Source organism: Nonomuraea sp. NPDC003560 (assembly GCF_042878785.1).
GTDB lineage: Bacteria > Actinomycetota > Actinomycetes > Streptosporangiales > Streptosporangiaceae > Nonomuraea.
The window spans coordinates 252,348-277,668 of sequence record NZ_JBIAOF010000012.1 but is presented as its reverse complement, the minus strand read 5'-3'; the positions used below and the strand labels follow the sequence as shown (position 1 = coordinate 277,668).

Genomic DNA, 25,321 nt, shown 5'->3' with positions numbered 1-25,321 from the left:
CGGCAAGGCCCGCGTTCGGTAGGCCAAGCTTCGCCAGAGGTCAGACCGACGGGGCACGCCACGCCGGTGCTACCGATTCCGCAGTACCCGTTGGGCACTTCAAAGAGATATTGCTGGTGGTAGCGCTTTGCTTCAGGCGATAGATGCGTGACCTAATGAGGCTTGGACCGGTACTCAGCCCACGTGTCGACCGCCTCTTCAAGGTCAAGGGCGGCAACATCCTCACGCGCCATCCCAACCGTGTAGATCAAGCGGTCCGCGAGCCAATCTGGAACGGGTTCCCTGGGAGATGCCTTCTCCACCCGAATGTGATCGGCCAGCGCGCCAAGACGTTCGATCACCTGGCCGAGCTGGATGATCTCAGGCCGGCCTGTACCCGCCTCCCGGACCCTCGCCGTCGCCTCCTCGTACACTTCGGCGTCGGCACGTTCACCGACAGCCCACACCTCGCAGATCTCCACCGACTTGTCCTCGGTGATGCGGTAGACGACACGCCAGGTGCTGCGACCGACCACCAGCTTCCGGAAACCGGTCAGTTCCCCCCCAAGCGGATAACCAGCTTCAGGGTTGTCCAGCAGGAGAAGGATCTTCTTGAGCACGTTGGGTACCGCGTCTGGGCCGATCCGCCGAAGGTCGTCGACCGCCGGCGCCGTGAAGGCGACGTCGGACACGATTCACTCATCGTCCGGGATGGCGGACAGCGACTCGCGAGTATGCCCGAAAGCGGCAAGCACCTCATCGAGTGAGACCCGCTCCCCCGTGTCCGTAACCGACCGGGCGAGCACCAGCGCCAGATCACGCAGATCAGCCGCCGCCTCTTCCAGCTCATTGAGCCGGCGGATACTCACCACGGCCGCCACTGGCTGACGCCGACGGGTGACCACCAGATCAGTCCCCTGCTCCGCATCAGCCACTAGGCGGGCAACCCCTCGCTGGGCCGCCTCTGTGACGCTCAGCTCAGTAGCGTCGTGCAGAACAGTCATACATGAACTGTATATCTATCTGCACAGAAGTGCGATGCTTGGGCCCGCGTTCGGCTCACGCCTCGCCGGACGTCAGGCCCACCGGGCAGGCGACGCCCGTGCCACCGATCCCGCAGTACCCGTTGGGCACTTTGTACAAGTATTGCTGGTGATAGTCCTCGGCGTAGTAGAAAGGCTTGGCCTGGGCTATTTCGGTGGTTATGGTGCCGTAGCCGGCCTGGGTGAGGACCTGCTGGTAGGCGGCGCGGGACGTCTCCGCCGCCTTCTCCTGCTCCGGCGAGTGGTAGTAGATCGCCGACCGGTACTGGGTGCCGGTGTCGTTGCCCTGCCGCATGCCCTGGGTCGGGTCGTGGTTCTCCCAGAAGACCTTCAGCAGCTCCTCGTACGACACCTGGGCCGGGTCGAACACCACCCGGACGGCCTCGGTGTGCCCGGTGAGGCCGCTGCAGACCTCCTCGTACGTCGGGTTGGGGGTGTAGCCGCCCTGGTAGCCGACGGCGGTCGTGACCACCCCGGGCGTCTGCCAGAACTTGCGCTCGGCCCCCCAGAAGCAGCCCAGCCCGAAGTCGGCCACCTCCAGGCCCGAGGGGTACGGCGGGGCGAGCGGGGCGTCGAGGACCGCGTGCCGCGCGGGCACGGGCATCGCCTCCGAGCGGCCCGGCAGAGCGTCCTCGGGTCGGACCATCGATGTCTTGTTGCCGCCGAACAGCCAGCCCATCGTGCCACCTCCATCAGGTGTCTCCACCCTACGCAAGCGCCGCGGGCGGCGGCGTGGCGAGGGTGGCGGGATTGCGCCTACACAACGCCCGAACAGTTAAGGACGCCTAAACATTCCCGTATAGTGACACACATTTGTATTTAAGCTGGTAAGGCCCGAAAATGGGTTACATGCCTGACCTTCGGCGCGGTGTACTGTTCGGGATCGCCGCCTACACCATGTGGGGGCTGTTCCCCCTGTACTGGCCGCTGCTCAAACCGTCCGGAGCCGTGGAGATCCTGGCTCATCGGATGGTCTGGTCCCTGGTCGCCGTCGCCGTCGTGCTGGCCGTGCGCCGGCACTGGAGCTGGTTCAGGGAGCTGGCCCGGCAACCGCGCAAGCTCGTCCTGCTGACGATCGCCGCCATCGTCATCACCGTCAACTGGGGCACCTACATCTACGCGGTCAACACCGGCCACGTGGTCGAGAGCGCCCTCGGGTACTTCATCAACCCGCTGGTCAGCGTGCTGTTCGGGGTGCTGGTGCTGCGGGAGCGGCTGCGTCCGCTGCAGTGGACGGCGGTCGGGTTCGCAGCGCTGGCGGTGGTCGTGCTGACCCTGGACTACGGCAGGCTCCCCTGGATCGCGCTCACGCTCGCCGTCAGCTTCGGCGTGTACGGGCTGGTCAAGAAGCAGGCGAACGTGGCCGCCACCGAGAGCCTGGCCGTCGAGACGCTGGTGCTGCTGCTGCCGGCGCTCGGGTACCTGATCTATCTGGAGTTCGCGGGGCAGGCCACGTTCGGGCAGCAGGGCTTCGGGCACGCGCTGCTGCTGGTGGGGGCCGGGATCATCACGGCCGTGCCGCTGATCTTCTTCGGCGCGGCGGCGATCCGGGTGCCGCTGAGCACCGTCGGGGTGCTGCAGTACATCGCGCCGATCCTGCAGTTCATCGTGGGGGTGACGATCGCCGGCGAGGTCATGCCGCCCAGCCGGTGGATCGGGTTCTCGATCGTGTGGCTGGCCCTGGCCATCTTCACCTACGACAGCCTCCGGGCGGCACGGACGGCCGCCCGGGTCAGGCGGTCAGCCCGAACGCTCGACCACGTAGTCGCAGAGAGCTAGGAACGCCGCCCTGGCCGGGATGTCGGGCAGGGCGGAGAGGTCGACGCGGGCCCGGTCGACCCACGCGGTCAGCTCGGCGCGGGCCCGCTCCATGGCCGGGTGGGCCCGCAGCAGGGTGAGCGCCTCCTCCACGTGCTCCTCCGGCACCGGGCCGGACAGCAGCTCGGTCAGCCGCGACTGCTCGCCGCTGGTGAGCGCGTACAGGACCGGCAGGGTATGGACGCCCTCGCGCAGGTCGGTGCCGGGGGTCTTGCCCGACTGGGCGCCCGAGGAGGCCACGTCGAGCAGGTCGTCGCCGAGCTGCCAGGCCACGCCGACGGCCTCGCAGGCGCGGCTCAGCCGCTCCTCGACGTCGGCGGGGGCGCCGGACAGCAGCGCGCCGAACCGGCCGGAGGCGGCGATGAGGGAGCCCGTCTTGTCGGCCAGGACGCTCAGGTAGTGGCCGACGGGGTCCTCGCCGTCGCGCGGGCCGACCGTCTCGCGGATCTGCCCCTGGACGAGGCGGGAGAACGTCTGGGCCTGGATGCGGATGAGCTCGGGGCCGAGGTCGGCCAGGAGGTCCGAGGCCTGGGCGAACAGGTAGTCGCCGGTGAGGATCGCCACGGTGTTGTCCCACCGGGCGTTGGCCGAGGGCGAGCCCCGGCGCACCGGGGCCTCGTCCATGACGTCGTCGTGGTAGAGCGAGCCCAGGTGGGTCAGTTCGATGACCACCGCGCCGGGCACGACACCCGGCGCGGACGGGTCGCCGAACTGGGCCGCGAGCAGCACCATCAGTGTGCGGAACCGCTTGCCGCCCGCCTCGATGAGGTGCTTGGACGCCTCCGTGACGAAGGCGTCCTCGCTCTCCACCGACGAGCGCAGGAGCTTCTCGACCGCGGCCAATCCGGTGGCCACGTCCTGCGCCAACCGTTCGTCCTCGATGGGAAGGTCAACCACGGGCGGCGCAGACATACGAGATCCCCTTATCTAATGAACAGTGCCGAAGCGGCGTCGTTGGCGACACCGAGGAGGGTCTCCGGGTAGAGCCCCACTCCTACGGTAACCAGCAGGGAAACGGCGATGACGGCCACGGTCCCCATACTGGGCACCGAGATCGCCGGGCCGTCGGCCGCGGGCTCGCTGAAGAACATCAGCACGATGACCCGGACGTAGAAGAACGCGGCGATGGCCGAGGCCACCACGCCCACCACGACCAGGCCGGCCATCCAGCCGCCCATCGAGTCGCCGGGCTGCGTGCCGCTGTTCAGCGCGGCCGCGAACACGGCGTACTTGCCGAAGAAGCCGCTGGTCAGCGGGATTCCGGCGAAGGCGAGCAGGAAGAAGGCGAACACCCCGGCGAGCACCGGCGAACGCTTGCCGAGCCCGGCCCAGCGCGACAGGTGTCCCGCCTCGCCGCCGGGGTCGCGCACCAGCGTGACCACCGCGAACGCGCCGACCGTGGTGATGCCGTAGACCGCCAGGTAGAACAGGATCGACTTGAGCGACTGGGCGTTCTGCCCGGCCGAGCCGAACGTCGCCATCACGCCGACGAGCAGGAAGCCCGCGTGCGCGATGGAGGAGTAGGCCAGCATGCGCTTGATGTCGGTCTGCGTGATCGCCAGGATCGAGCCGACGATCATCGTCAGGGCCGCGACGGCCCAGATGACCGGCCGCCAGTTCCAGTCCAGGTTGCCCAGACCGACCCAGAACACCCGCAGCAGGGCGCCGACGGCCGCGACGAGCGTGCCGGAGGCCATGAGAGCGGTGATGGGGGTCGGGGCGCCCTGGTAGACGTCGGGCTTCCACGCCTGGAAGGGCGCGGCGCCGATCTTGAACAGCAGGCCGACGCCGAGCAGCGCGAGCCCGGCCATGAGCAGCGGGTCGAGCAGCGCGCCCTTGGCCAGAGCGGCGTTGATCCCGGGCAGCGAGACGGTGCCCGCGTAGCCGTAGATCATGGCGGTGCCGTACAGGAAGAACGCCGAGGAGAACGCGCCGAGCAGGAAGTACTTCATCGAAGCCTCCTGCGACAGCAGGCGGCGCCGGCGGGCCAGGCCGCACAGCAGGTACAGCGGCAGCGACATGACCTCAAGGGCCACGAACATCGTCAGCAGGTCGTGCGAGGCCGGGAAGAGCAGCATGCCGCCGACCGCGAACAGCACCAGCGGGTAGACCTCGGTCTGCCCGGCGCCGTTGTCGGCCGCCTCGGCCTCCTCCTCGTCCGCACTGCCCGGCACGGCCGCCGCCGAGGCCACGAAGTGGCCCTCGTCGTTGATCAGCAGCACCGACACGAACGACAGGACGATGATCACGCCCCAGATGAACAGCGCGGGACCGTCCACCGCGACCGCGCCCATGGCGGCGGCCTGGGTGGGCACGCCGCGCACGACCTGCAGGATGACCAGCGCGAACGCGCCGATCAGGCTGAGCAGCGTGAGCGGGACGTGGATGGACTTGCGCAGGTAGCGGGGCGCGAACGCCTCGACGAGCACGCCGATGCAGGCAGCGCCGAAGATGATCAGCAACGGCGCCAGCGTGCCGTACTCGATCGTCGGCGCTGGGATGACGTCGTTCACTGACCTGTCCCCTTCTCAGCGATGGTGGCAGTGGGTACGTGCACGTTGGTCAGCGTCTGCTGCACGGACGGGTTGATCACGTCGAGCAGCGGCTTGGGGAAGAAGCCGAACCCGATGATCAGCGCGACCAGCGGCGCCAGCACCCAGATCTCCCGGGCGTTGAGGTCCTTGAACGCCTTGACCGGCTCGGCGGTCGGGCCGTTCAGGGTGCGCTGGACCATCCACAGGATGTAGACGGCGGCCAGGATCACGGCCACCGCGGAGATGATCGCGGCCACCGTCAGCGCGCCGGAGCCGTGCGCCTCGCTGGAGTACGTGCCGATCATCACCATGAACTCGCTGACGAAGGACGACAGTCCGGGCAGCGAGAGACCGGCCAGACCGGCGACCAGGAAGAAGCCGGCGAGCACCGGGGCGACCTTCTGGACGCCGCCGTAGTCGGCGATGAACGGCGAGCCGCGCCGGGCGATGAGGAACCCGGCGGCGAGGAACAGCGCGCCCGTGGCGAAGCCGTGGTTGACCATGTAGAGGGCCGCGCCGGACTGGGCGACCGACGACATGGCGAAGACGCCGAGCACGATGAAGCCGAAGTGCGAGATCGACGTGTAGGCGATGAGCCGCTTCATGTCGGTCTGGCCGATGGCCACGATCGCGCCGTAGATGATGCTGATGACCGCCAGGACGACGATCGGCATCGTGAACGCCTTGGCCGCGTCGGGGAACAGCTCCAGGCAGAAGCGGAGCATGCCGAACGTGCCGACCTTGTCGAGCACGCCCACGAGCAGCACGGCGGCGCCGGCCGGGGCCTGGGCGGCCGCGTCGGGCAGCCAGGTGTGCACCGGCCAGAGCGGCGCCTTGATGGCGAAGGCGATGAAGAAGCCGCCGAACAGCCACTTCTGCGTCGTCGGGTCCTTGATGGCCCCGACGAGCGGCTCGAACATGAACGTGCCCTTGTTCGCCAGCACGTACAGGCCGATGACCGCGACCAGCATGAGCAGGCCGCCGAAGAGCGAGTACAGCAGGAACTTGACGGCCGCGTACGACCGCTGGGCGCCGCCGTACGACCCGATCATGAAGTACATCGGGATCAGCATGGCTTCGAAGAACACGTAGAAGAGGAAGACGTCGGTCGCCGCGAAGACGCCGATCATCATCGTCTCAAGGACGAGCAGCAGCGAGAAGTACGTCTTGACCGACCGCTTGGGCGTGATCAGCGTGCCGTCCGCGGTCCTGACGCCGTCGGCGTCGTGCCAGGAGGCCAGGACGACGATCGGCACCAGCACGACCGACAGGGCGATCAGCACCAGGGCGACGCCGTCGACGCCGACCCCGAACTTCACGCCGAAGCTCGGGATCCAGTCGTACTCCGCCTTGAACTGGAAGCGCTCGCCACCGGGCTTGAACCCGGCGGCCATGACGCCCGTCAGCACCATCGTCAGCAGCGAGACCGCCAGCGTGACCTGCTTGGCCAGCTTGTCGCCGCCCTTGGGAAGCAGGGCCACCACGATGGCGCCCACAACGGGCACCGCCATGAGTATCGGGAGCCAGGGTGACATCAGATGTTCCCAACGAGGAGCAGGGCGCCGGTCAGCAGGGCGGCACCGATCAGGATGGACAGCGCGTACGTTCGCGCGAAGCCCGTCTGGAGCCTGCGCAGGCGACCCGAGCTCCCGCCGATGCCTGCCGCCAGACCGTTGACCAGCCCGTCGACGCCGCGGTTGTCGAAGAACACCGCGATGCGGGTCAGCCACTGGCCGGGACGCATGAACAGGGACTCGTTGAGGGCGTCGCCGTACAGGTCACGGCGGGCGAACGTGGTGAGGAAGGAGCCGCGCGGCTGCACCGAGGGCACCTCTGCCCGGCCGTACCTCATCCAGGCGAAGACCACACCGACGGCGACGAGCGCGAGGGTGGCCAGGCCCGACGGGGCTGCGGGCTGGAACTCCGGCAGCACTTCCGGCCTGCCGACGGCAGGGGCCAGGAACAGCAGCAGGCGGTTGCTCAGCACCAGGTAGGCACCCAGACCGAGCGCTCCCAGCGACAGGATCATCAGCGGCACCGTCATGACGAGCGGCGACTCGTGCGGGTGGGCGTCGTCGGCCCAGCGCTTCTGGCCGAAGAAGGTCATGAAGACCATCCGCGACATGTAGAAGCCGGTGATGCCCGCGCCGAGCACGGCCAGCCAGCCCAGGATCGGCTGGTGGTGGACCGCGGTCTCGATGATGCCGTCCTTGGTGAAGTAGCCGGACAGCAGCGGGAACCCGATGATCGCCAGGTAGCCGATGAAGAACGTGACGAACGTGATCGGCATGAACTTGCGCAGGCCGCCGTACTTCCTCATGTTCACCTCGTCGTTCATGCCGTGCATGACCGATCCGGCGCCGAGGAACATGTCGGCCTTGAAGAAGCCGTGGGTGATCAGGTGGCCGATCGCGAAGGCGTAGCCCGCCGGGCCGAGGCCCGCGCCGAGCATCATGTAGCCGATCTGCGACATCGTCGAGCCGGCCAGGCCCTTCTTGATGTCGTCCTTCGCACAACCGATGATCGCACCGGCGAGCAGCGTGGCCGCGCCGACGATCGCGACGGCGAGCGCCGCGCCCGAGCCCTCGGGGAAGAAGAACGCGCCCGAGCGGACGACCAGGTAGACGCCGGCGGTGACCATGGTCGCCGCGTGGATCAGGGCCGAGACCGGGGTCGGGCCCTCCATGGCGTCGAGGAGCCAGGACTGCAGCGGGAGCTGCGCCGACTTGCCGCACGCGCCGAGGAGCAGCAGCAGGCCGATGGCGAGCATGGTGCCGTCGGAGGCGCCGCCGGCGCCGATCTTCGCGCCGAGGTCCTTGAAGGCCAGGGTGCCGAACGACGTCCAGATGATGAACATGCCGACCAGCAGGCCGAAGTCACCGACGCGGTTGACGACGAACGCCTTCTTCGCCGCGACCGCCGCCGAGGGCTTGAACTGCCAGAACCCGATCAGCAGGTACGAGGCAAGGCCCACGCCCTCCCAGCCGATGAACAGGCCCACGTAGTTGTCGGCCAGCACCAGCAGGAGCATCGCGGCGACGAACAGGTTCAGGTACGCGAAGAACCTGCGCCGGTGCTCGTCGTGCGACATGTACCCGATGGAGTAGATGTGGATCAGCGATCCGACACCCGTGATGAGCAGCGCGAAGCTGATCGACAGCGGGTCGATGAGCAGGCCCATGTCGACCATGCCGGGGATGAACTCGTACAGGTGCACCGCCCGGCGGCGCTCCTCCTCGCCGAACCCGATCAGCTCGAAGAACGCGAGCACCGCCACCACGAACGAGGCCAGCGACATGACCACGCCCAGCAGATGGCCCCAGCGGTTGGTGAACTTGTTGAACACCAGCAGGATGAACGCCCCCACGAGCGGAAGGGCGATCATCAGCCAGGCGTTCCCGATCACACCGCCGACGTGAGGGGTGATCTGAGCGATTTCAGATTGCATCAGTCACCTCTCTTAGTACTTCAGCAGGTTGGCGTCGTCGACGGACGCGGACCTGCGGGTTCGGAAGATCGTCACGATGATGGCCAGGCCGACGACGACCTCGGCCGCGGCCACCACCATCACGAAGAACGCGATGATCTGGCCCTCCAGGTTGCCGTTCTGCCTGGCGAAGGTGACGAACGCGAGGTTGCAGGCGTTGAGCATGAGCTCGACGCACATGAACACCACGATCGCGTTGCGCCTGATCAGCACGCCGAGCGCGCCGATCGCGAACAGCACACCCGACAGGATCAGGTAGTGGGTCGTCACTTGGTCACCTCGTTGGTCGTCTCCTCGGCGTCATCCTCGGCCGTGTGCTTGATGGCCTCGGCGAGCTTCGGGTCCTCGGGGAGGTGGCCGTGCTCGACGTCGTAGCGGGCGATGTAGCGGTTGACCGACGACTCCGCGACCGAGCCGTCGGGCAGCAGCGCCGGCATGTCGATGGCGTTGTTCCTGGCGTAGGTGCCGGGGCCGGGCAGCGGCGAGGGACGCTCGCCGAGGAACCGGGCGCGCGAGAGGTCCTTCTGCGTGGCCTTCTCGGTGAACTTCTCCCGGTGCGCCAGGACCATCGCGCCCAGGGCGGCGGTGATCAGCAGGGCCGAGGTGACCTCGAACGCGAAGACGTACTTGGTGAACAGCAGCAGCGCGATCGAGCGGACGTAGCCGCCCTGCGCCGTGGCCTGCGCCAGGCCGGCCTCACCGGAGAAGATCGCGTTGCCCACCGCCAGGATGATCAGGACGGCGAAGCCGAGGGCCGCGAGGGCGCCCCAGAAGCGCTGGCCCCTCAGCGTCTCCACGAAGGAGTCGGAGGAGTCCACGCCCACCAGCATGAGCACGAACAGGAACAGCATCATGATGGCGCCGGTGTAGACGATGATCTGCACCGCGGCGAGGAAGGGCGCGTCCTGGACGGCGTAGAGCACCGCGAGGCAGAGCATCACGGTGCCGAGCATCAGCGCTGAGTAGACGGCCTTCCTGTTGAAGACCATGCCGAGCGCCGCGCCGACCGATACGACGGCGAGAACCCAGAATGTGATGGTCTCACCCATTGGTTCGTCCCAGCCGGTAGTAGTCCTCTTCGGTCTCGCCGAGACGCATCGGGTGGGGCGGCTGCTCCATGCCCGGCGTCAGGTCCGCGAGGAGCATCTCCTTGGTGTAGATGAGGCTCTCGCGGCTGCTGTCGGCGAGCTCGTACTCGTTGGTCATGGTGAGCGCGCGGGTCGGGCAGGCCTCGATGCACAGGCCGCACAGGATGCACCGCAGATAGTTGATCTGGTACGTGCGCCCGTAACGCTCACCCGGCGAGAAGCGCTCCTCGTCGGTGTTGTCCGCGCCCTCGACGTAGATCGCGTCCGCCGGACACGCCCACGCGCACAGCTCGCACCCGACGCACTTCTCCAGCCCGTCCGGCCAGCGGTTGAGCTGGTGACGACCGTGGAAGCGAGGAGCCGTCGGCTTCTTGACCTCCGGGTAGTTGGTCGTGACGGGCTTCTTGAACATCGTGTGGAAGGTGACCCCGAAGCCCTTGACGGGGTTCAGCCAATCAGTTAGTCCCACTGGGAATCTCCTTGTGCTGCACCCCGTGGTAGTGCGGCAGATCGAGCGGCGGCACAGGGAAGCCGCCGGCCGTCGGCTCGTCGGACAGTTGCTCGAACTCGGCCTCCACCTCGGCCTTGCGCGCCTCCTTGCGCCGCTGGTTGACGGTGTCGAACCGCATCCAGATGGCCAGCGCGCCGACCACGATGACCGCGCCGATCACGATGCCGACCGTCTTGTTGCCCTCGTTGACGACCACGTTGCGAGCCGCGGCGACGAGCAGGATCCAGGCCAGGTTCACCGGGATCAGCACCTTCCAGCCCAGGGACATGAGCTGGTCGTAGCGCACGCGCGGCAGCGAGGCACGCACCCACACGATGAAGCTGAAGGTCAGCACGAACTTGATGAAGAACCACAGCACCGGCCACCAGCCCGTGTTGGCGCCGTCCCACAGGGAGATCGGCCACGGGGCCCGCCAGCCGCCCAGGAACAGGGTGACCGCGATGCCCGAGGCGGTGAAGGTGTGCAGGTACTCGCCCATCATGATGAGGGCGAACTTCAGGGACGAGGAGTACTCGGTCTGGAAGCCGCCGACCAGCTCACCCTCGCCCTCGGGGAGGTCGAACGGGATTCGGGCGGCCTCGCCGAACATGCAGATCACGTAGATCACGAACGACGGGATCAGCAGGAAGACGAACCAGCCCTGCTCGCCCTGCGCCTTGACGATCTCGGAGGTGGACAGCGTCCCGGCGAACAGGAAGATCGCCACGAACGACAGGCCCATCGCGATCTCGTACGAGACCACCTGCGCCGCCGACCGCAGACCGCCCAGCAGCGCGTACGGCGAGCGCGACGACCAGCCGGCCAGCACCACGCCGTAGACCGAGATGGCGCCCATGGCCAGCATGAACAGCACCGCCACCGGCAGGTCGACGAGCTGCAGCGGCGTCTGGACGCCGAACAGGTTGACCATCGGCGCGAACGGCACGATCGAGAAGGCCAGGAACGCCGGCACGACCATGATCACGGGGGCCAGCAGGTAGAGCACCTTGTCCACGGTCCGCGGGAAGATGTCCTCCTTCAGACCCATCTTGATGCCGTCGGCCACCGACTGGAGCAGACCGAACTTGCCGGCCCGGTTGGGGCCGTAGCGGTGCTGCATCCGCGAGATCAGCTTGCGCTCGTACCAGACGCCGAACAGGATGCCCAGCATCAGGAAGGCGAACAGCATCACGGCCTTGATGATGGTGATCCACAGCGGGTCCTTGCCGAAGTCGGCAAGGGTGGGATCGGCCGCGAGAACGTGGGTCATGATGCGCTCCCGATCGTGACGATGTCGCCGGCCAGCGCGCGCAGGTCGCGCGTGACCGAGCAGCCGCCGGAGTTCGCCGGCACCCAGACCACCCGGTCGGGCAGGTCGGCGACGCGGACCGGCAGCGTGACCGCGTTGGGGCCGGGGCCGCCGACGACGAGCTTGTCGCCGTCGATGACGCCGATCTCGGCCGCCGTGGCCGCCGACACCAGCGCCTCGGTGGCGCGGGCGGTGCCGGCCAGGTACGGCTCGCCGTCCTGGAGCCTGCCCTCGTCGAGCAGCAGGTGCCAGGTCGCCAGCAGCGCCTCGCCGGCCGCCGGGGCGGCCTGGGCGCGGGTGGCGGTGCTCGGCGCGGCGACGCGGACCCCGCGCCAGGCGCCGAGGCTGGCCAGCTCGCGCCGGACGGCCTTGGCGTCCGGCAGGCCGAGGTGCACGTCCATGCGGTCGGCGAGGTTGCCGATGACGGCCAGGTCGCTCTGGAGGCCGGGCACGCGCAGCGGCGCCTCGAACGAGCGGCCCCTGCCCTCCCAGTTGACGAACGTGCCGCTCTTCTCCTGCACCGCCGCGACCGGCAGCACCACGTCGGCGCGGTCGGTGACGGCGCTGGCGCGGATCTCCAGGCTGACGATGAACGGCGTGTTCTCCAGCGCCTCCAGCGCGGCGGCCGGGTCGGCCAGGTCGTGCGGGTCGACGCCGGCCACGACCAGCGCGTCGATCTCGCCGGCGCGGGCGGCGGCGATGATGCCGTCGGTGTCGCGGCCGGGCACGGCGGGCAGCGAGCCCACGTTCCAGACCCTGGCGACCTCGGTCCTGGCGGCCTCGTCGGCCACGGGACGGCCGATCGGCAGCAGGTTGGGCAGCGCGCCGGCTTCGAGCGCGCCGCGCTCACCGGCCCTGCGCGGCACCCAGGCCAGCCGGACGCCGGAGCCGGCGCCGAGGCGGACCAGGGCCGACAGCGCGCCCGGCACGGTGGCCAGCCGCTCGCCGGCCAGCACGATCGTGCCCTCGGCCAGCGTGCCGACCAGGTCGCCGATCGCGTCGGCCTCGGCGCCCGGGGCGGTGGCGATGAGCGTGCCGCCCATCTTGGCCAGCCCGGCGGAGGCGAACGGCGCGATCGCGGTGACCTTCAGGCCCTTCTTCTGCCACGCCTTGCGCAGGCGCAGGAAGACGATCGGCGACTCCTCCTCGGGCTCGAACCCGACGAGCAGCACGGCCGGAGCCTTCTCAAGGTCGGTGTAGCTGATCTCGATGCCCTTGCCGGCGACCGCGTGCGCCAGGAACTGCGCCTCCTCGGCGGAGTGCGGACGGGCGCGGAAGTCGATGTCGTTGCTGCCCAGCGCGACCCGGGCGAACTTGCTGTAGGCGTAGGCGTCCTCGACCGTGACCCGGCCGCCGACCAGCACGCCGGCCCTGCCGCGGGCGGCGGCCAGACCTTCGGCGGCGACCGCCAGCGCCTCCGGCCACGAGGCGGGCACGAGCACGCCTTCCTCGTTGCGCACCAGAGGCGTCTTGAGCCGGTCGGGCTGGGTGGCGTAGGAGAAGGCCCAGCGGCCCTTGTCGCAGTTCCACTCCTCGTTCACCTGCGGGTCGTTGCCCGCCAGGCGGCGGGTCACCCGGCCGCGCCGGTGGTCGGTGCGCAGGGAGCAGCCCGACGCGCAGTGCTCGCACGCGCTGGGCGTGGAGACCAGGTCGAACGGGCGCGCCCGGAACCGGTAGGCCGCGCCGGTGAGCGCGCCGACCGGGCAGATCTGCACCGTGTTGCCGGAGAAGTAGGAGTTGAACGGCTTGCCGTCGGCGACCCGGACCTGCTCCTTGGCGCCGCGCTCGAAGAACTCGATGAGCGGGTCGCCGGCGATCTGGTCGGAGAAGCGGATGCAGCGGGCGCACTGGACGCAGCGCTCACGGTCGAGCAGCACCTGCGTGGACAGCGGCAGCGGCTTGGGGAACGTGCGCTTCTGCTCCTGGAACCGCGACTCGCCCTGGCCGTTCGACATGGCCTGGTTCTGCAGGGGGCACTCGCCGCCCTTGTCGCAGACCGGGCAGTCGAGCGGGTGGTTCATCAGCAGCAGCTCCATGGCCCCGCGCTGCGCCTTCTCGGCGACCGGCGAGGTGAGCTGGGTCTGCACGACCATGCCCTCGGCGACCTCGATCGCGCAGGACGGCTGCGGCTTGGGGAAGCCGCGGCCGTTGCCCGCGTCGGGGATGTCGACGAGGCACTGGCGGCAGTTGGCCGCCGGGTCGAGCAGCGGGTGGTCGCAGAACCGGGGGATCTGGATGCCCAGCAGCTCGGCGGCCCTGATGATCAGGGTGCCCTTGGGGACACTGACCTGGAACCCGTCGATGGTGAGGGTCACCAGGGTGGTTTCTGTTTCTACGACGGTCACTGCTCACCCCAGAGAGTGGACTTCTTCGGGTCGAACGGGCAGCCGCCGATCTCGAAGTGCTTGAGGTACTCCTCGCGGAAGTACTTCACCGAGGAGTGGATCGGGCTGGTCGCGCCGTCGCCGAGGGCGCAGAACGAGCGGCCGAGGATGTTGTCCGCGATGTCGGTGATCGTGGACAGGTCCTCCTCGGTGCCCTGGCCCTTCTCCAGGCGCTTGAGCACCTGCTTGAGCCAGTACGTGCCCTCGCGGCACGGCGTGCACTTGCCGCAGGACTCGTGGGCGTAGAACTCGGTCCAGCGCAGCACCGTGCGGACCACGCAGGTGGTCTCGTCAAAGATCTGCAGCGCGCGGGTGCCGAGCATCGAGCCCTTGGCGCCGACGGCCTCGAAGTCGAGCGGCACGTCGAGGTGCTCGTCGGTGAAGATCGGCGTGGACGAGCCGCCCGGGGTCCAGAACTTGATCTGGTGCCCCTCGCGGATGCCGCCGGCCATGTCGAGCAGCTCGCGCAGCGTGATGCCGAGCGGGGCCTCGTACTGGCCGGGCCTGGTGACGTGGCCGCTGAGGGAGAAGATGCCGAAGCCCTTGGACTTCTCGGTGCCCATCGAGGCGAACCAGTCGGCGCCGTTGCTGATGATCGAGGGAACACTGGCGATCGACTCGACGTTGTTCACGACAGTCGGCGAGGCGTACAGGCCCGCCACGGCCGGGAACGGGGGCTTGAGTCGCGGTTGACCTCTGAAGCCCTCCAGCGAGTCGAGCAGCGCAGTCTCCTCGCCGCAGATGTACGCGCCGGCGCCACTGTGCACGACGAGCTCCAGGTTGTACCCGGAGCCGAAGATGTCCTCGCCCAGGAAGCCCTTCTCGTACGCCTCGCGCACGGCCGCGTGCAGCCGGCGGATGACGTGCAGGACCTCGCCGCGCACGTAGATGAAGGCGTAGTTGGCCCTGATCGCGAACGCGGTGATGATGACGCCCTCGACCAGCGAGTGCGGGTTGGCCATCATCAGCGGGATGTCCTTGCAGGTGCCCGGCTCCGACTCGTCGGCGTTGACGACGAGGTAGTGGGGCTTGCCGTCGCCCTGCGGGATGAATCCCCACTTCATGCCGGTGGGGAAGCCCGCGCCGCCGCGGCCGCGCAGGCCGGAGTCCTTGACCGCCTGGATGACGGCGTCGGGGTCCATGCCCAGCGCCTTCTTGGCCGCCTTGTAGTCACCGCCGTAGCCGTCGAGGGTGAAGGAGTCGGCCTGGTCCCAGTTGGCGGTCAGGACCGGGGTCAGTGTGGTGCTCATGCCTCGGGGGCCTTCCATCCGTTGGCCTTGGCCACCTTCAGGCCCTCCAGCGAGGGGCCGGCGGCCGACGGGCCGTCGCCCGCCAGGTCGTCGGGCAGGCCCGCGAGCACGCGCGAGGCCTCCTTGAAGGTGCAGAGCTTCTTCGGTCCGCGGGTCGGCCGCACGTCCTTGCCGTCACGCAGGTCGTCGACGAGCTGCTTGGCCGAGTCGGGGGTCTGGTTGTCGAAGAACTCCCAGTTGACCATCATGACCGGGGCGAAGTCGCAGGCCGCGTTGCACTCCAGGCGCTCCAGCGAGATCTTGCCGTCGCCGGTGGTCTCCTCGTGGCCGACGCCGACGTGCTCGGACAGCTCGTCCCAGATCTCGTCGCCGCCCATCACGGCGCACAGCGCGTTGATGCAGACGCCGACGTGGTAGTCGCCGGCCGGCTTGCGCTTGTACATCGTGTAGAAGGTCGCCACGCCGGTGACCTCGGCCTTGCTCAGGCCCAGCATCTCGGCGCAGAACTCCTTGCCGTCGTCGGAGACGTAGCCGTCGGCCGACTGCACGAGGTGGAGCAGCGGCAGCAGGGCGGACCGCGTCTTGGGGTAGCGGCCGATGATCTCCTTGGCGTCCTGTTCGAGACGCTCGCGGACTTCCGGTGAGTAAGTCACCGGTCCACACCTCCCATGACGGGGTCGATAGAAGCCACCGCGGCGATCACGTCGGCGACCTGGCCGCCCTCCGCCATGGCGGGGAAGCCCTGCAGGTTGCAGAAGGAAGGCTCGCGGAAGTGCACGCGGTACGGGCGGGTGCCGCCGTCGCTGACGACGTGCGCCCCGAGCTCGCCCTTGGGCGACTCGATGCTCGCGTACGCCTGGCCGGCCGGGACCCGGAAGCCCTCGGTCACCAGCTTGAAGTGGTGGATCAGGGCCTCCATCGAGCTGCCCATGATGTGCGCGATGTGGTCGGGCGAGTTGCCGAAGCCGTCGGGGCCGAGCGCGAGCTGCGCGGGCCAGCCGATCTTCTTGTCCTCGATCATGACCGGGTCGCCCTTGAGCGGGCCGGCGATGCGGTCGAGAGCCTGCTCGATGATCTTGAGCGACTCCTCCATCTCCCGCATGCGCACGAGGTAGCGCGAGTAGACGTCGCAGCCGCGCTCGGTGGCGACCTCGAACTCGTACGTCTCGTAGCCGGAGTAGGGCTGCGACTTGCGCAGGTCCCAGGGCAGCCCGGCGGCGCGCAGGATCGGGCCGGTGATGCCCAGCGCCATGCAGCCGGTCAGGTCGAGGTAGCCCACGTCCTTGGTGCGGCGCACGTAGACGGGGTTCTCGTCGAGGAGCTTGCGGATGTCCTTGATCCGCTTGGGCATCTCCTTGAGGAACTCGCCCACCTTGTCGACAGCGCCCGCGGGCAGGTCGACGCTGACGCCGCCCGGCCTGACGTAGGCGTGGTTCATGCGCAGACCCGTGATGTACTCGAACAGGTCCATGATCATTTCACGGTCGCGGTAGCCGAACAGGAACGGCGTGGTCGCGCCCAGCTCCATGCCGAACGTGCCCATCGCGACCAGGTGCGAGGCGATGCGGTTGAGCTCCATCATCATCACGCGGATGGCCTGCGCCCGCTCGGGCACGCGGTCGGTGATGCCGAGCAGCTTCTCCACGCCCATGCAGTACGCGGTCTCGTTGAAGATCGGCGAGAGGTAGTCCATGCGGGTCACGAACGTGGTCCCCTGGGTCCACGTCCGGTACTCCATGTTCTTCTCGATGCCGGTGTGCAGGTAGCCGATGACGCTGCGCGCCTCGGTGACCGTCTCACCGTCGAGCGTCAGGACCAGGCGGAGCACGCCGTGCGTGGACGGGTGCTGCGGGCCCATGTTGACGACCAGGCGCTCTTCCTCGGTGTCGCGCGCGCCGCCGACGACCTCGTCCCAGTCTCCGCCGGTGACCGAGTAGACCTTGCCCTCTGTCGCCTCGTCATAAGCGGTGCTCATGAGTAAGACCTCCTCTGGTCCGGCGAGGGGATGGTGGCGCCCCGGTACTCGACCGGGATGCCGCCGAGCGGGTAGTCCTTGCGCTGCGGGTGACCGTCCCAGTCATCCGGCATCATGATCCGGGTGAGCGACGGATGGCCGTCGAAGACGATTCCGAAGAAGTCGTACGTCTCCCGCTCATGCCAGTCATGACCAGGGTAAACGCCCACGGTCGATGGAATGTGCGGGTCGGTGTCCGGTGCGCTGACCTCCAGGCGCACGCGCCTGTTGTGGGTGATCGAGCACAGGTGGTAGACGGCGTGCAGCTCCTCGCCCTTCAGGTGCGGGTAGTGCACCCCGGAGACGCCGAGCGACAGCTCGAAACGCAGGGCCGGGTCGTCGCGCAGCTTCTGGGCGACCTCCACCAGACGCTCGCGGCGGACGTGCAGGGTCAGCTCACCGCGGTCGACCACGACGCGCTCGATGGCGTCGTCGAGGGCGAGGGCGTCGACCAGCTCGTCGAAGTAGCCGCCGTACGGGCGGGGCGTGGAGATCTGCGGCGCCCGGCGGACGACGAGACCGCCGTAGCCGGAGGTGTCGCCGGAGTCGTGCGCGCCGAACATGCCGTGCCGGGCGACGGGCGCCTCGGGGACGGCCGGGACCGAGGCGGCCTCGGGGGCCTCCCCGCTCTCCGGGCTCCCGGGAAGGTGGTCGGGCGAGGTCACTTTCCGGCCCCCTGGTCGATCAGCGGCAGCGTGCGCAGCGCCCGCAGTTCGAGGTCCTCGATCTGCTTGGCGCGGTGGGCGCCGAACTTCATGTTCTGGATCTTGTCGTGCAGCTTCACGATCGCGTCGATCAGCATCTCGGGCCGCGGCGGGCAGCCGGGCAGGTAGATGTCGACCGGCACGACGTGGTCGACGCCCTGCACGATGGCGTAGTTGTTGAACATGCCGCCGCTGGAGGCGCACACGCCCATGGCGATGACCCACTTGGGCTCGGCCATCTGGTCGTAGATCTGCCGCAGGACGGGCGCCATCTTCTGCGACACGCGCCCGGCGACGATCATGAGGTCGGCCTGGCGGGGAGACGCCGAAGCGCGCTCCATGCCGAAGCGCGCCAGGTCGTAGTGGGGGCCACCGGTGGCCATCAGCTCGATGGCGCAACACGCGAGGCCGAACGTGGCCGGCCACACCGAGCTCTTCCGCGCCCATCCTGCGGCGGCTTCGACCGTGCTGAGGATGAACCCGCTGGGGAGTTTCTCTTCAAGTCCCATTTTCAGTCCCAGTCCAGACCCTTGCGGCGCCACACGTACGCGTATGCGACGAGCACGGTGACGATGAACAGCAGCATCTCGACCAGCGCGAACAGCCCGAGGCCGGACGCGATGGTGGTGCCCGCGTCGTTCTTCAGCGGCGCGAAGGAGACCGCCCACGGGTAGAGGAAGATGATCTCGATGTCGAACACGATGAAGAGCATCGCGGTGATCATGTATTTGAGCGGGAACCGTCCGCCACCGACCGGCTGGGGCGTCGGCTCGATGCCGCATTCATAGGCGTCAAGCTTGGCGCGGTTCCAGCGCTTGGGTCCGGTGAAGGGAGCGATGGCGACCGAGAAGATCGCGAAGCCCCCCGCGAGAACGGCGAGCACCAGGATGGGCACGTAAAGGTCCATCGCTACGCCTCCTCTGGAGTCGCCGCGCGCGCGGGCGCGCAGCTTGATGTGTCTGTCGTGGGAATCATGCTGGTGGGGCGACCTTCGAGAGAGCGTTGATGATCATGTCGGACGCATCGCCTCGCCGGTCGGTGAGATTACCAAGGAGCTTGAGCGCGAAGCGCATCAGCCTCGGGTGTGGCAGGCCGTGCCTGGTCCCGAAGCTCATCACACCCGGCTTCCCAATCGCCTCGACGAACAACCTCCCTAGTGTGAAGTAGCCGCCGTAGGCGTCCTTCATCACCTGGGGGTAGGTCCTCAGGATCCGCTCGCGCTGTGCGGGAGTGGTGTCCTTGAGTGCCTTCGCGATGATCTCGGCGGCGATCTCGCCGGTCTCCATGGCGTAGGCGATGCCCTCGCCGTTGAACGGGTTGATGGACCCGCCGGAGTCACCCACGAGGATAAGACCCCGGGTGTAGTGCGGCTGCCTGTTGAAGGCCATCGGGAGAGCGGCGCCGCGGATGGGGGCCGTCATGTTCTCCTCGGTGAAGCCCCAGTCGGCCGGCATGGCCCTGCACCAGCGCTTCAACAGGTCGCGGTAGTCGATGTTGCCGAACTGGGCGCTGGTGTTGAGCAGCCCGAGCCCGACGTTGGCGGTGCCGTCGCCGACCCCGAACACCCAGCCGTAGCCGGGCAGCAGGGTGTCGCCGTCCCACAGCTCCAGCCAGGTCTCCAGGTAGTCGTCGTCGTGGCGGGGGCTCTCGAAGTAGGTGCGGACGGCCACGCCCATGGGCCGGTCCTCCCGCTTGTGCAGGCCCATGCCGATCGCCAGGCGGGTGCTGTTGCCGTCGGCCGCCACGACCACCCGGCTGCGGTACGTCGCGCCGTCCTTGGTGCGCACGCCGACGATGTGCCCGCTGCGGTCGTCGAGCACCGGCCCGGTCACGGTGACGCCCTCCATGAGGCGCACGCCGTTCTTGACCGCGTTGGCCGCGACGATCTGGTCGAAGTCCTTGCGGGTGCGGACCAGGCCGAAGTCGGGGAAGCGCTCCAACTGCGGCCAGTCGAGCTCGAAGCGGAGGCCGCCGCCGACGACGCGCAGGCCCTTGTTCCTGATCCAGCCGGGCGCGTCGATGTCGACGCCCATGTTGAGCAACTGCTTGACGGCACGTGGCGTCAGGCCGTCGCCGCAGACCTTCTCGCGGGGGAACCTGGTCTTCTCCAGGAGCAGCACGTCGAGACCGGCCTGAGCGAGGTAAAAGGCGGTTGCGGAACCGGCGGGACCGGCGCCGACGACGATGACGTCGGCGTCAGCCTGTATGGCTGGTGGCACGGTCACTGGACTGTCCTGTCCTACACGCTCGAAGGCCTCGGGGTCTTGCGCCTTCGTTCCTTTGTGAACCCCTTCACAAACTTGTCGGCCCGCAGTCTACTGCTTTTCCTGTACATAGTGGCAGTCGGGGTACGGATCCTGGACACAAGAAGGCCCTCCGTCGTCAACGAAGGGCCGGGCACGGGAACGTCAGACTTCGAACTCGGCGTTGCGCACTCCGCCCGAGAGGTCTTTCGAGTCACGCGACAGCACGTCGCCGGTCGTGCTCCGGGCGAACTCGACGCACTCGCCGGCGACCGCGCTGAGACTGATCCTGCGCCGTCCGCCCGGCGAGACAGTGGGGCCGCTCATCGGACGGACTACCTCCCGAGTCTCATTGGTCTGGACCAATGACGGTAGCCAACAGAAGATCGGCCGGACCTGCAAGACGCGCCGCGATAACCATGTCGTTACGATTGATCTGCCGACGACGCGATGAATTCGCGCGATTCCTCCTCGTCCATGGCGGTGCCGAAGCGCCGGCGCGGCACGGCCTCGTCGAGCGCGGTCGAGCAGCGCAGCGCGGCTCCTCCGTCAGCAGCCGGCGGGGCTCCTTCCGAGAAATCGAGAGATATGCCCACAAAGCGCGATGGCAATCCTCGCCCCTGGTTTCGTCCCGGAAAGAGGCCCTGTCGTCATCTCAGCGGGAATTGCACGGGGCTTCCCTCCGACACATCAAAGCCGAGACGGGCGGAAAGGCGGAAAACGATTCCAGGAACTCCCGCCATGGCCGCCCGCGCGGCTCAGGCGGGCTTGAACGCCCGGTGGACGGCGACGATGCCCATCGTCAGGTTGCGCCAGGCGACCCGCTCCCAGCCGGCGTCGCCGATCGTCCGGGCCAGCGCCCGCTGGTCGGGCCAGTCCCTGATGGACTCGGCCAGGTAGTCATAGGAGTCGTCGTTGGAGCCGAACACCTTGGCGACCTTGGGCAGGGCCCTCATCAGGTATTCGCGGTAGACCAGGTCGAACGGCCCGAACGTGACGTGCGAGAACTCAAGGATCACCAGCCGGCCGCCCGGCCTGGTCACGCGGAGCATCTCGCGCAGCGCCTGCGAGGTGTCGTGCACGTTGCGCAGCGCCACCGAGATCGTCACCGCGTCGAAGACGTCGTCGGCGAACGGCAGCCGCATCGCGTCGCCGGCCACGAACGGGATGCCGGGCCCGCTCAGCGCGTTGCCGCCGTGCCGCTGCACGCCCGTGCGCAACATGCCGAGGGAGAAGTCGGAGGCCACCGCGCGGGCGCCGAGACCGGTGAAGCTGTCGGTGGAGGTGCCGGTGCCGGCCCCCAGGTCGAGCACGACCTCGCCGGGCCCCGCGTCGACGGCGGCGGCGACGGCCTTGCGCCAGAGCCTGACCTGCCACAGCGAGGCCACGTCGTTGACCAGGTCGTAGCGCCGGGCGGTGCGATCGAACATCGCGGCGACCTCGTCCGGCTGCTTGTCCAACTGAGCGCGCGTCATGCGGACAAGAGTACTCAGGCGGCCCGTGCGGTATTCGCCGGGCGTTACGGCCTTTGACCAGCCACCACCGGGCCGCCGGCGAGCCCGGCCCTTGCGGCAATTGACGCAAAGTAGCGGCACCGCTACTGAACGTCTGCTAGTTGTTGGTGAATGCTTGCCCGTGTCGCCCTTGCGGCGATCATCGCCTCGGCCCCCGTCGCGCACTCCCGCGTGGTCTCGGCCGACCCGGTCGACAACACCCCCCACGTCCTCGACGGCATCGTCAACGCCATCGCGCTGGTCGGTGGCACCGTCGTCGTCGGCGGCTCGTTCAGCGAGGTCAGCGACGCCGGGCGCACGTACACGCTGCGCCGGGCCAACCTGTTCGCCTACGACCTGGCGACCGGCCGCATCCTGCGCGGCTTCGCGCCGTCCGTCGCCGGGCCGGTCTACGGGCTGGCCGCCGGCGACCACGGCACGGTCTACGTGGGCGGCGCCTTCCCCGGCGTCAACAACGTCGGCGCCCGCGCGCTCGCCCGGATCAACGTCGCCGACGGGCAGCTCGTCGACGGCTTCATGCCCCGGATCGACGGGGGCATGGTCACCACCGTGGTCAGGAACGGCTCCAGGCTCTACGTCGGCGGCGACTTCGTCCGGCCGCGCGTCGCCCTGGCCGGGCTCGACGCCGCGACGGGCGTGGCCGACCCCGGCTTCGCCGTCACGCCGGGCGAGCCGCTCACGCCCAGGGTGAAGGTCCAGGCCCTCGCCCTGTCGGGCGGCCGGCTGGCGGTCGACGGCTCGTTCACCACGCTCGGCGGGCGGTCCCGGCCGCAGCTCGGGCTGATCGACGTCAGCGGGCCGGTGGCCAGGGTCGCCGACTGGCGCACCGAGGTCTACGCCCAGCGCTGCGCGGAGGCGTTCCCCTCCTACGTGCGCGGCCTGGACTTCGCCCCCGACGGCCGCTCCTTCGTGGTGGTCACGACCGGGGGCCCGAAGGGCCGCATGTGCGACACGGCCGCCCGGTTCGAGACGTACGCCGCAGGCCCGGACGTCAGGCCGACCTGGACCAACGCCACCGGCGGCGACTCGCTCTACGCGGTGGCGGTCACCGGCTCAGCCGTGTATGTCGGCGGCCACCAGCGCTGGCTGGACAACCCGCAGGGCCGCGACTCGGCCGGCCCCGGAGCGGTGCCCCGCGAGGGCATCGGCGCCATTCATCCGCGTACGGGAAAGGCGCTCGCCTGGAATCCCGGCCGGGAGCGGGGCATCGGCGTGAAGGCATTTCTGGCGCACAAGACCGGGCTACTAGTCGGTAGTGACACAACGCGACTCGGACGGGAGTACCATGCCCGGATTGGCATGTTCCCCCTGCCCTAGTCGTCCTGCGGCTCCGGCCGGTCGATCCGGCCGCTGAGGCGTGCGCTGACGGCGTCACGCTGCCTCGACAGCAGCACGTAGCTGGCAATGCCGCTGATCACGAAAGCGGCTGCGAGCAGGAACAGCGGGTTTTGCAGGCCTACGAGGTACAGAACACCCAGGGTCACGACAAACAGGCCGATCCGCGACGCGGTGTAAACGAGAACGGGATGCACGGGTTCGAGGTTACTCGTCCCTGCGTAGCGGTCGCTCTTCGCATCGGACGCGAGCGCTGCTACTGTGCCCAGTAAGGGTGTTTCGTAAAGAAACACCCACGAGAGCCCCAAAGAGGCTCTATCATATAACAATCGGGCAGTCAGCTGATAACAACCCGTGATCTTTGTCGAAAACCACGGATAAATCAGGCTTCGCTCGACACACTGGTTACCTGTCCGCCCGCTGGCAGGAAGCGGGATGCGAGGGGGAGAGATTGGTGGAGAGTAGCAGCGAGCGTCTGCTGACCCCAGGAGAGGTTGCCGCCCTCTTCCGGGTAGACCCAAAGACGGTTACGCGCTGGGCTGCGGCAGGCCGCATCAGCAGTATCCGCACCCCCGGAGGGCACCGGCGCTTCCGCGAGTCGGAAGTGCACGCCCTTCTTCGAGGCGAGGACGTTCTCACGGCCGACAGGCCAGCAGGTGAGTCCCCGCGCGTCTGACGTTCCGTCTAGTCGGTGATCCTGAGATCCGCCAGGATCACCGCTGGCGGGACCTCAATCCGCCTCACGTCGTGAGGCCGTGGTCGAGCGTGCCTGCGGGCCACACTTCCCGACGGCAGGCACGGGGCGGCGCCAACCGCCGACCGTGGCTGGCGCCGGTCCTTCTCAGGCGTCCTCCTGGCTGGCCTTGAAGGCCAGGAACTCGCGTTCGAGGTCGTCGTTCTCCTCTTCCCAGCGACTGCGGCGCTCGGCCGCCTCCTCCTCGGTCAGCGACTCGGGCAGCCACTTGTCGTAGTCGGGATCGCCGGGCTGCACGTCCACGTACGCGTTGCCGATCAGACGCCCGTCTTCGCTGGTCAGGCTCTGCGGCACGCGCAGGGTCCCGTCAGCGAGCCGGATGACGTACATGGCTGATCACCTAGATTCCGTAGCGCCGGTTGAAGAAGAGCATGACGTCGAGCGCCATCCGTGTGTCGCCGCCGAGCATGTCGACCAGGGCCGGGCGCTGGCGGGCGGCGATGGCGGCGAAGGCGTCGGCGAAGAACTCCTTGCGGCCCAGGCCGTTGCCCTGCCGGTGGAAGGTCGAGGCCAGCTTGGGGAAGGCGTTCTCGTAGAGCCGGACGAACTCCGGCGAGTCCGACACCCATTCGCCGTGGAACGAGTCCAGGTCGTCGATGGCGTGGCCGACCTCGTGCATCATCACGTCCGGCGTGGGTGAGGGGCGGTCGCCCACCACGATCTTGCGGTCGCCGTACGCGCCGGCGCAGATGTCCCAGGTGGCCCGGCCGGACGGGAGCGGCGCGCCGCGTAAGTAGCCCATGTCGTCGAGGTCGGGGACGCCGCCGGGCCCGACGTAGATGCCTTCGAGCCCGGCGGCCAGCAGCTCCTTCAGCCGGTCGGGCAACCGGGCCAGGCTCTCCACCGCGCGGACGGCGTCCTTGGAGGGCGGGCCGTGCCGGGCGTCCCACTGGCGGTGGAGGATCTTCTCCAGCTTGCCGCAGTGGCGCAGTCCGTCGCCGATGGAGGGGGCCTCCGGCCTGTTGGGCTGGGCCCTGGGCGGCGTGTCGTCGAGCTCGAAGTCGTACCAGGTGTAGCGGGGGCGTTCGGCGACGGCGGCGGGCAGGCGTGGCGCGCGCTCGCGCAGCGAGAGGCCGTCCCAGGTGACCTCGCGCCGCTGGGGGCCGCCGGGACGGGCGAACCGCTCCGGCTGCTGCTCCCTGCGCCGCTCGGCGCCCTTGAGCTGCTCTCTCGGGGCCTCCGGGCGGCTCTCCTTCCGCCGGGACCAGAAGGAACGGTCCGCGTCCGGAGGAGCCTCGTCACGCCGCGAGAACAGGTACGACCCGCGGCGCCACCAACGGCCGCGCCGATGTCGGCCCTTGTCGTGAGAAAAGGCCATCGCACCCCTTCACGCCGCGTCCATGGCGAACCGGGTTCCACGGTACGACGCCGATCT

28 protein-coding genes are annotated in these 25,321 nt (G+C 68.7%); 3 read left to right on the top strand and 25 right to left on the bottom strand.

The features are described from left to right. Positions 1-152: 152 nt before the first annotated feature. The 3 genes from ACFYUV_RS39010 to msrA are packed head-to-tail and all read right to left on the bottom strand — an operon-like array spanning position 153 to position 1,701. Positions 153-671 carry a type II toxin-antitoxin system RelE/ParE family toxin gene (locus ACFYUV_RS39010; protein WP_387678089.1) on the bottom strand — a complete coding sequence of 173 codons (519 nt, stop codon included), beginning with the start codon at positions 669-671 and terminating at the stop codon, positions 153-155. Positions 672-674: 3 nt separating this feature from the next. Next, complete coding sequence (locus ACFYUV_RS39005) at positions 675-983, bottom strand: type II toxin-antitoxin system prevent-host-death family antitoxin (protein ID WP_237103413.1); 309 nt, start codon at positions 981-983, stop codon at positions 675-677. Positions 984-1,038: 55 nt separating this feature from the next. Further along, entirely contained in the window at positions 1,039-1,701 is a 663-nt protein-coding gene (msrA, locus tag ACFYUV_RS39000; RefSeq protein ID WP_387678086.1) for a peptide-methionine (S)-S-oxide reductase MsrA, read from the bottom strand. A gap of 170 nt (positions 1,702-1,871) precedes the next feature. Between msrA and rarD the strand changes: the two genes are divergently transcribed. Then, entirely contained in the window at positions 1,872-2,801 is a 930-nt protein-coding gene (rarD, locus tag ACFYUV_RS38995) for an EamA family transporter RarD (protein WP_387678083.1), read from the top strand. Here rarD and ACFYUV_RS38990 read toward each other — a convergent pair. The 19 genes from ACFYUV_RS38990 to ACFYUV_RS38900 form a co-directional block, all read right to left on the bottom strand. Then, positions 2,763-3,752, bottom strand: a complete 990-nt coding sequence (locus ACFYUV_RS38990) for a polyprenyl synthetase family protein (protein WP_387678081.1) — start codon at positions 3,750-3,752, stop codon at positions 2,763-2,765. The genes rarD and ACFYUV_RS38990 overlap by 39 nt on opposite strands. Positions 3,753-3,763: 11 nt before the next feature. Next, on the bottom strand, positions 3,764-5,353 hold the full coding sequence (gene nuoN, locus ACFYUV_RS38985; protein WP_387651829.1) for an NADH-quinone oxidoreductase subunit NuoN: 1,590 nt from the start codon (positions 5,351-5,353) through the stop codon (positions 3,764-3,766). Then, on the bottom strand, positions 5,350-6,909 hold the full coding sequence (locus ACFYUV_RS38980; protein ID WP_352322502.1) for an NADH-quinone oxidoreductase subunit M: 1,560 nt from the start codon (positions 6,907-6,909) through the stop codon (positions 5,350-5,352). The genes nuoN and ACFYUV_RS38980 overlap by 4 nt, the downstream gene beginning before the upstream one ends. Next, positions 6,909-8,822 carry an NADH-quinone oxidoreductase subunit L gene (gene nuoL, locus ACFYUV_RS38975; protein ID WP_387678078.1) on the bottom strand — a complete coding sequence of 638 codons (1,914 nt, stop codon included), beginning with the start codon at positions 8,820-8,822 and terminating at the stop codon, positions 6,909-6,911. The genes ACFYUV_RS38980 and nuoL overlap by 1 nt, the downstream gene beginning before the upstream one ends. Before the next feature lie 12 nt (positions 8,823-8,834). Further along, positions 8,835-9,131, bottom strand: coding sequence for an NADH-quinone oxidoreductase subunit NuoK (nuoK, locus tag ACFYUV_RS38970; protein WP_352322504.1), 297 nt, complete (start codon positions 9,129-9,131; stop codon positions 8,835-8,837). Next, positions 9,128-9,910: an NADH-quinone oxidoreductase subunit J gene (locus ACFYUV_RS38965; RefSeq protein ID WP_352357243.1), complete on the bottom strand. Its 783-nt coding sequence runs from the start codon at positions 9,908-9,910 to the stop codon at positions 9,128-9,130. The genes nuoK and ACFYUV_RS38965 overlap by 4 nt, the downstream gene beginning before the upstream one ends. Further along, a complete protein-coding gene (nuoI, locus tag ACFYUV_RS38960; RefSeq protein WP_352357245.1) occupies positions 9,903-10,418 on the bottom strand; it encodes an NADH-quinone oxidoreductase subunit NuoI in 516 nt (171 codons plus the stop codon). Before nuoI ends, ACFYUV_RS38965 begins: the two co-directional genes overlap by 8 nt. Further along, positions 10,405-11,709 (bottom strand): NADH-quinone oxidoreductase subunit NuoH, encoded by a 1,305-nt coding sequence (nuoH, locus tag ACFYUV_RS38955; protein ID WP_352322507.1) that lies wholly within the window; start codon positions 11,707-11,709, stop codon positions 10,405-10,407. Before nuoH ends, nuoI begins: the two co-directional genes overlap by 14 nt. Continuing rightward, a complete protein-coding gene (locus tag ACFYUV_RS38950) occupies positions 11,706-14,093 on the bottom strand; it encodes an NADH-quinone oxidoreductase subunit G (RefSeq protein ID WP_387678074.1) in 2,388 nt (795 codons plus the stop codon). Before ACFYUV_RS38950 ends, nuoH begins: the two co-directional genes overlap by 4 nt. After that, complete coding sequence (gene nuoF, locus ACFYUV_RS38945) at positions 14,090-15,382, bottom strand: NADH-quinone oxidoreductase subunit NuoF (RefSeq protein WP_352322509.1); 1,293 nt, start codon at positions 15,380-15,382, stop codon at positions 14,090-14,092. Before nuoF ends, ACFYUV_RS38950 begins: the two co-directional genes overlap by 4 nt. Next, positions 15,379-16,035, bottom strand: a complete 657-nt coding sequence (gene nuoE / locus ACFYUV_RS38940) for an NADH-quinone oxidoreductase subunit NuoE (protein WP_387678071.1) — start codon at positions 16,033-16,035, stop codon at positions 15,379-15,381. Before nuoE ends, nuoF begins: the two co-directional genes overlap by 4 nt. Next, the gene (locus ACFYUV_RS38935) at positions 16,032-17,357 is read right to left on the bottom strand and encodes an NADH-quinone oxidoreductase subunit D (RefSeq protein ID WP_358290248.1); all 1,326 of its coding nucleotides are present in this window, start codon (positions 17,355-17,357) and stop codon (positions 16,032-16,034) included. Before ACFYUV_RS38935 ends, nuoE begins: the two co-directional genes overlap by 4 nt. Continuing rightward, positions 17,354-17,959 (bottom strand): NADH-quinone oxidoreductase subunit C, encoded by a 606-nt coding sequence (locus ACFYUV_RS38930; protein WP_358290768.1) that lies wholly within the window; start codon positions 17,957-17,959, stop codon positions 17,354-17,356. The genes ACFYUV_RS38935 and ACFYUV_RS38930 overlap by 4 nt, the downstream gene beginning before the upstream one ends. Before the next feature lie 98 nt (positions 17,960-18,057). Then, positions 18,058-18,609, bottom strand: a complete 552-nt coding sequence (locus tag ACFYUV_RS38925; RefSeq protein WP_352322512.1) for an NADH-quinone oxidoreductase subunit B family protein — start codon at positions 18,607-18,609, stop codon at positions 18,058-18,060. Between the two features lie 2 nt (positions 18,610-18,611). Then, complete coding sequence (locus ACFYUV_RS38920) at positions 18,612-19,007, bottom strand: NADH-quinone oxidoreductase subunit A (RefSeq protein WP_352322513.1); 396 nt, start codon at positions 19,005-19,007, stop codon at positions 18,612-18,614. A 64-nt stretch (positions 19,008-19,071) separates the two neighbouring features. Further along, on the bottom strand, positions 19,072-20,325 hold the full coding sequence (locus ACFYUV_RS38915) for a geranylgeranyl reductase family protein (RefSeq protein ID WP_352322514.1): 1,254 nt from the start codon (positions 20,323-20,325) through the stop codon (positions 19,072-19,074). A 183-nt stretch (positions 20,326-20,508) separates the two neighbouring features. After that, the gene (locus ACFYUV_RS38910; RefSeq protein ID WP_387678068.1) at positions 20,509-20,670 is read right to left on the bottom strand and encodes a hypothetical protein; all 162 of its coding nucleotides are present in this window, start codon (positions 20,668-20,670) and stop codon (positions 20,509-20,511) included. A gap of 98 nt (positions 20,671-20,768) precedes the next feature. After that, a complete protein-coding gene (locus ACFYUV_RS38905) occupies positions 20,769-20,939 on the bottom strand; it encodes a hypothetical protein (RefSeq protein WP_387678065.1) in 171 nt (56 codons plus the stop codon). A 162-nt stretch (positions 20,940-21,101) separates the two neighbouring features. Further along, complete coding sequence (locus tag ACFYUV_RS38900) at positions 21,102-21,818, bottom strand: demethylmenaquinone methyltransferase (RefSeq protein WP_364327303.1); 717 nt, start codon at positions 21,816-21,818, stop codon at positions 21,102-21,104. 150 nt (positions 21,819-21,968) lie between these two features. On the opposite strand from ACFYUV_RS38900, the gene ACFYUV_RS38895 reads away from it, so the two are divergent. Further along, entirely contained in the window at positions 21,969-23,174 is a 1,206-nt protein-coding gene (locus tag ACFYUV_RS38895; protein ID WP_387678062.1) for a hypothetical protein, read from the top strand. Here the strand turns inward: ACFYUV_RS38895 and ACFYUV_RS38890 are convergent. Beyond that, positions 23,171-23,389 carry a DUF4229 domain-containing protein gene (locus ACFYUV_RS38890; protein WP_352357263.1) on the bottom strand — a complete coding sequence of 73 codons (219 nt, stop codon included), beginning with the start codon at positions 23,387-23,389 and terminating at the stop codon, positions 23,171-23,173. The two genes, ACFYUV_RS38895 and ACFYUV_RS38890, sit on opposite strands and share 4 nt — an antisense overlap. Before the next feature lie 257 nt (positions 23,390-23,646). Here ACFYUV_RS38890 and ACFYUV_RS38885 point away from each other — a divergent pair, with 257 nt between their 5' ends. Then, positions 23,647-23,868 (top strand): BldC family transcriptional regulator, encoded by a 222-nt coding sequence (locus ACFYUV_RS38885; RefSeq protein WP_026214226.1) that lies wholly within the window; start codon positions 23,647-23,649, stop codon positions 23,866-23,868. A gap of 165 nt (positions 23,869-24,033) precedes the next feature. On the opposite strand, the gene ACFYUV_RS38880 is transcribed toward ACFYUV_RS38885, so the two are convergent. Together ACFYUV_RS38880 and ACFYUV_RS38875 are read right to left on the bottom strand one after the other, a co-directional pair. Continuing rightward, positions 24,034-24,276, bottom strand: coding sequence for a hypothetical protein (locus ACFYUV_RS38880; protein WP_357966334.1), 243 nt, complete (start codon positions 24,274-24,276; stop codon positions 24,034-24,036). 10 nt (positions 24,277-24,286) lie between these two features. Next, the gene (locus tag ACFYUV_RS38875) at positions 24,287-25,264 is read right to left on the bottom strand and encodes a hypothetical protein (RefSeq protein WP_387678058.1); all 978 of its coding nucleotides are present in this window, start codon (positions 25,262-25,264) and stop codon (positions 24,287-24,289) included. Positions 25,265-25,321: the final 57 nt, after the last annotated feature.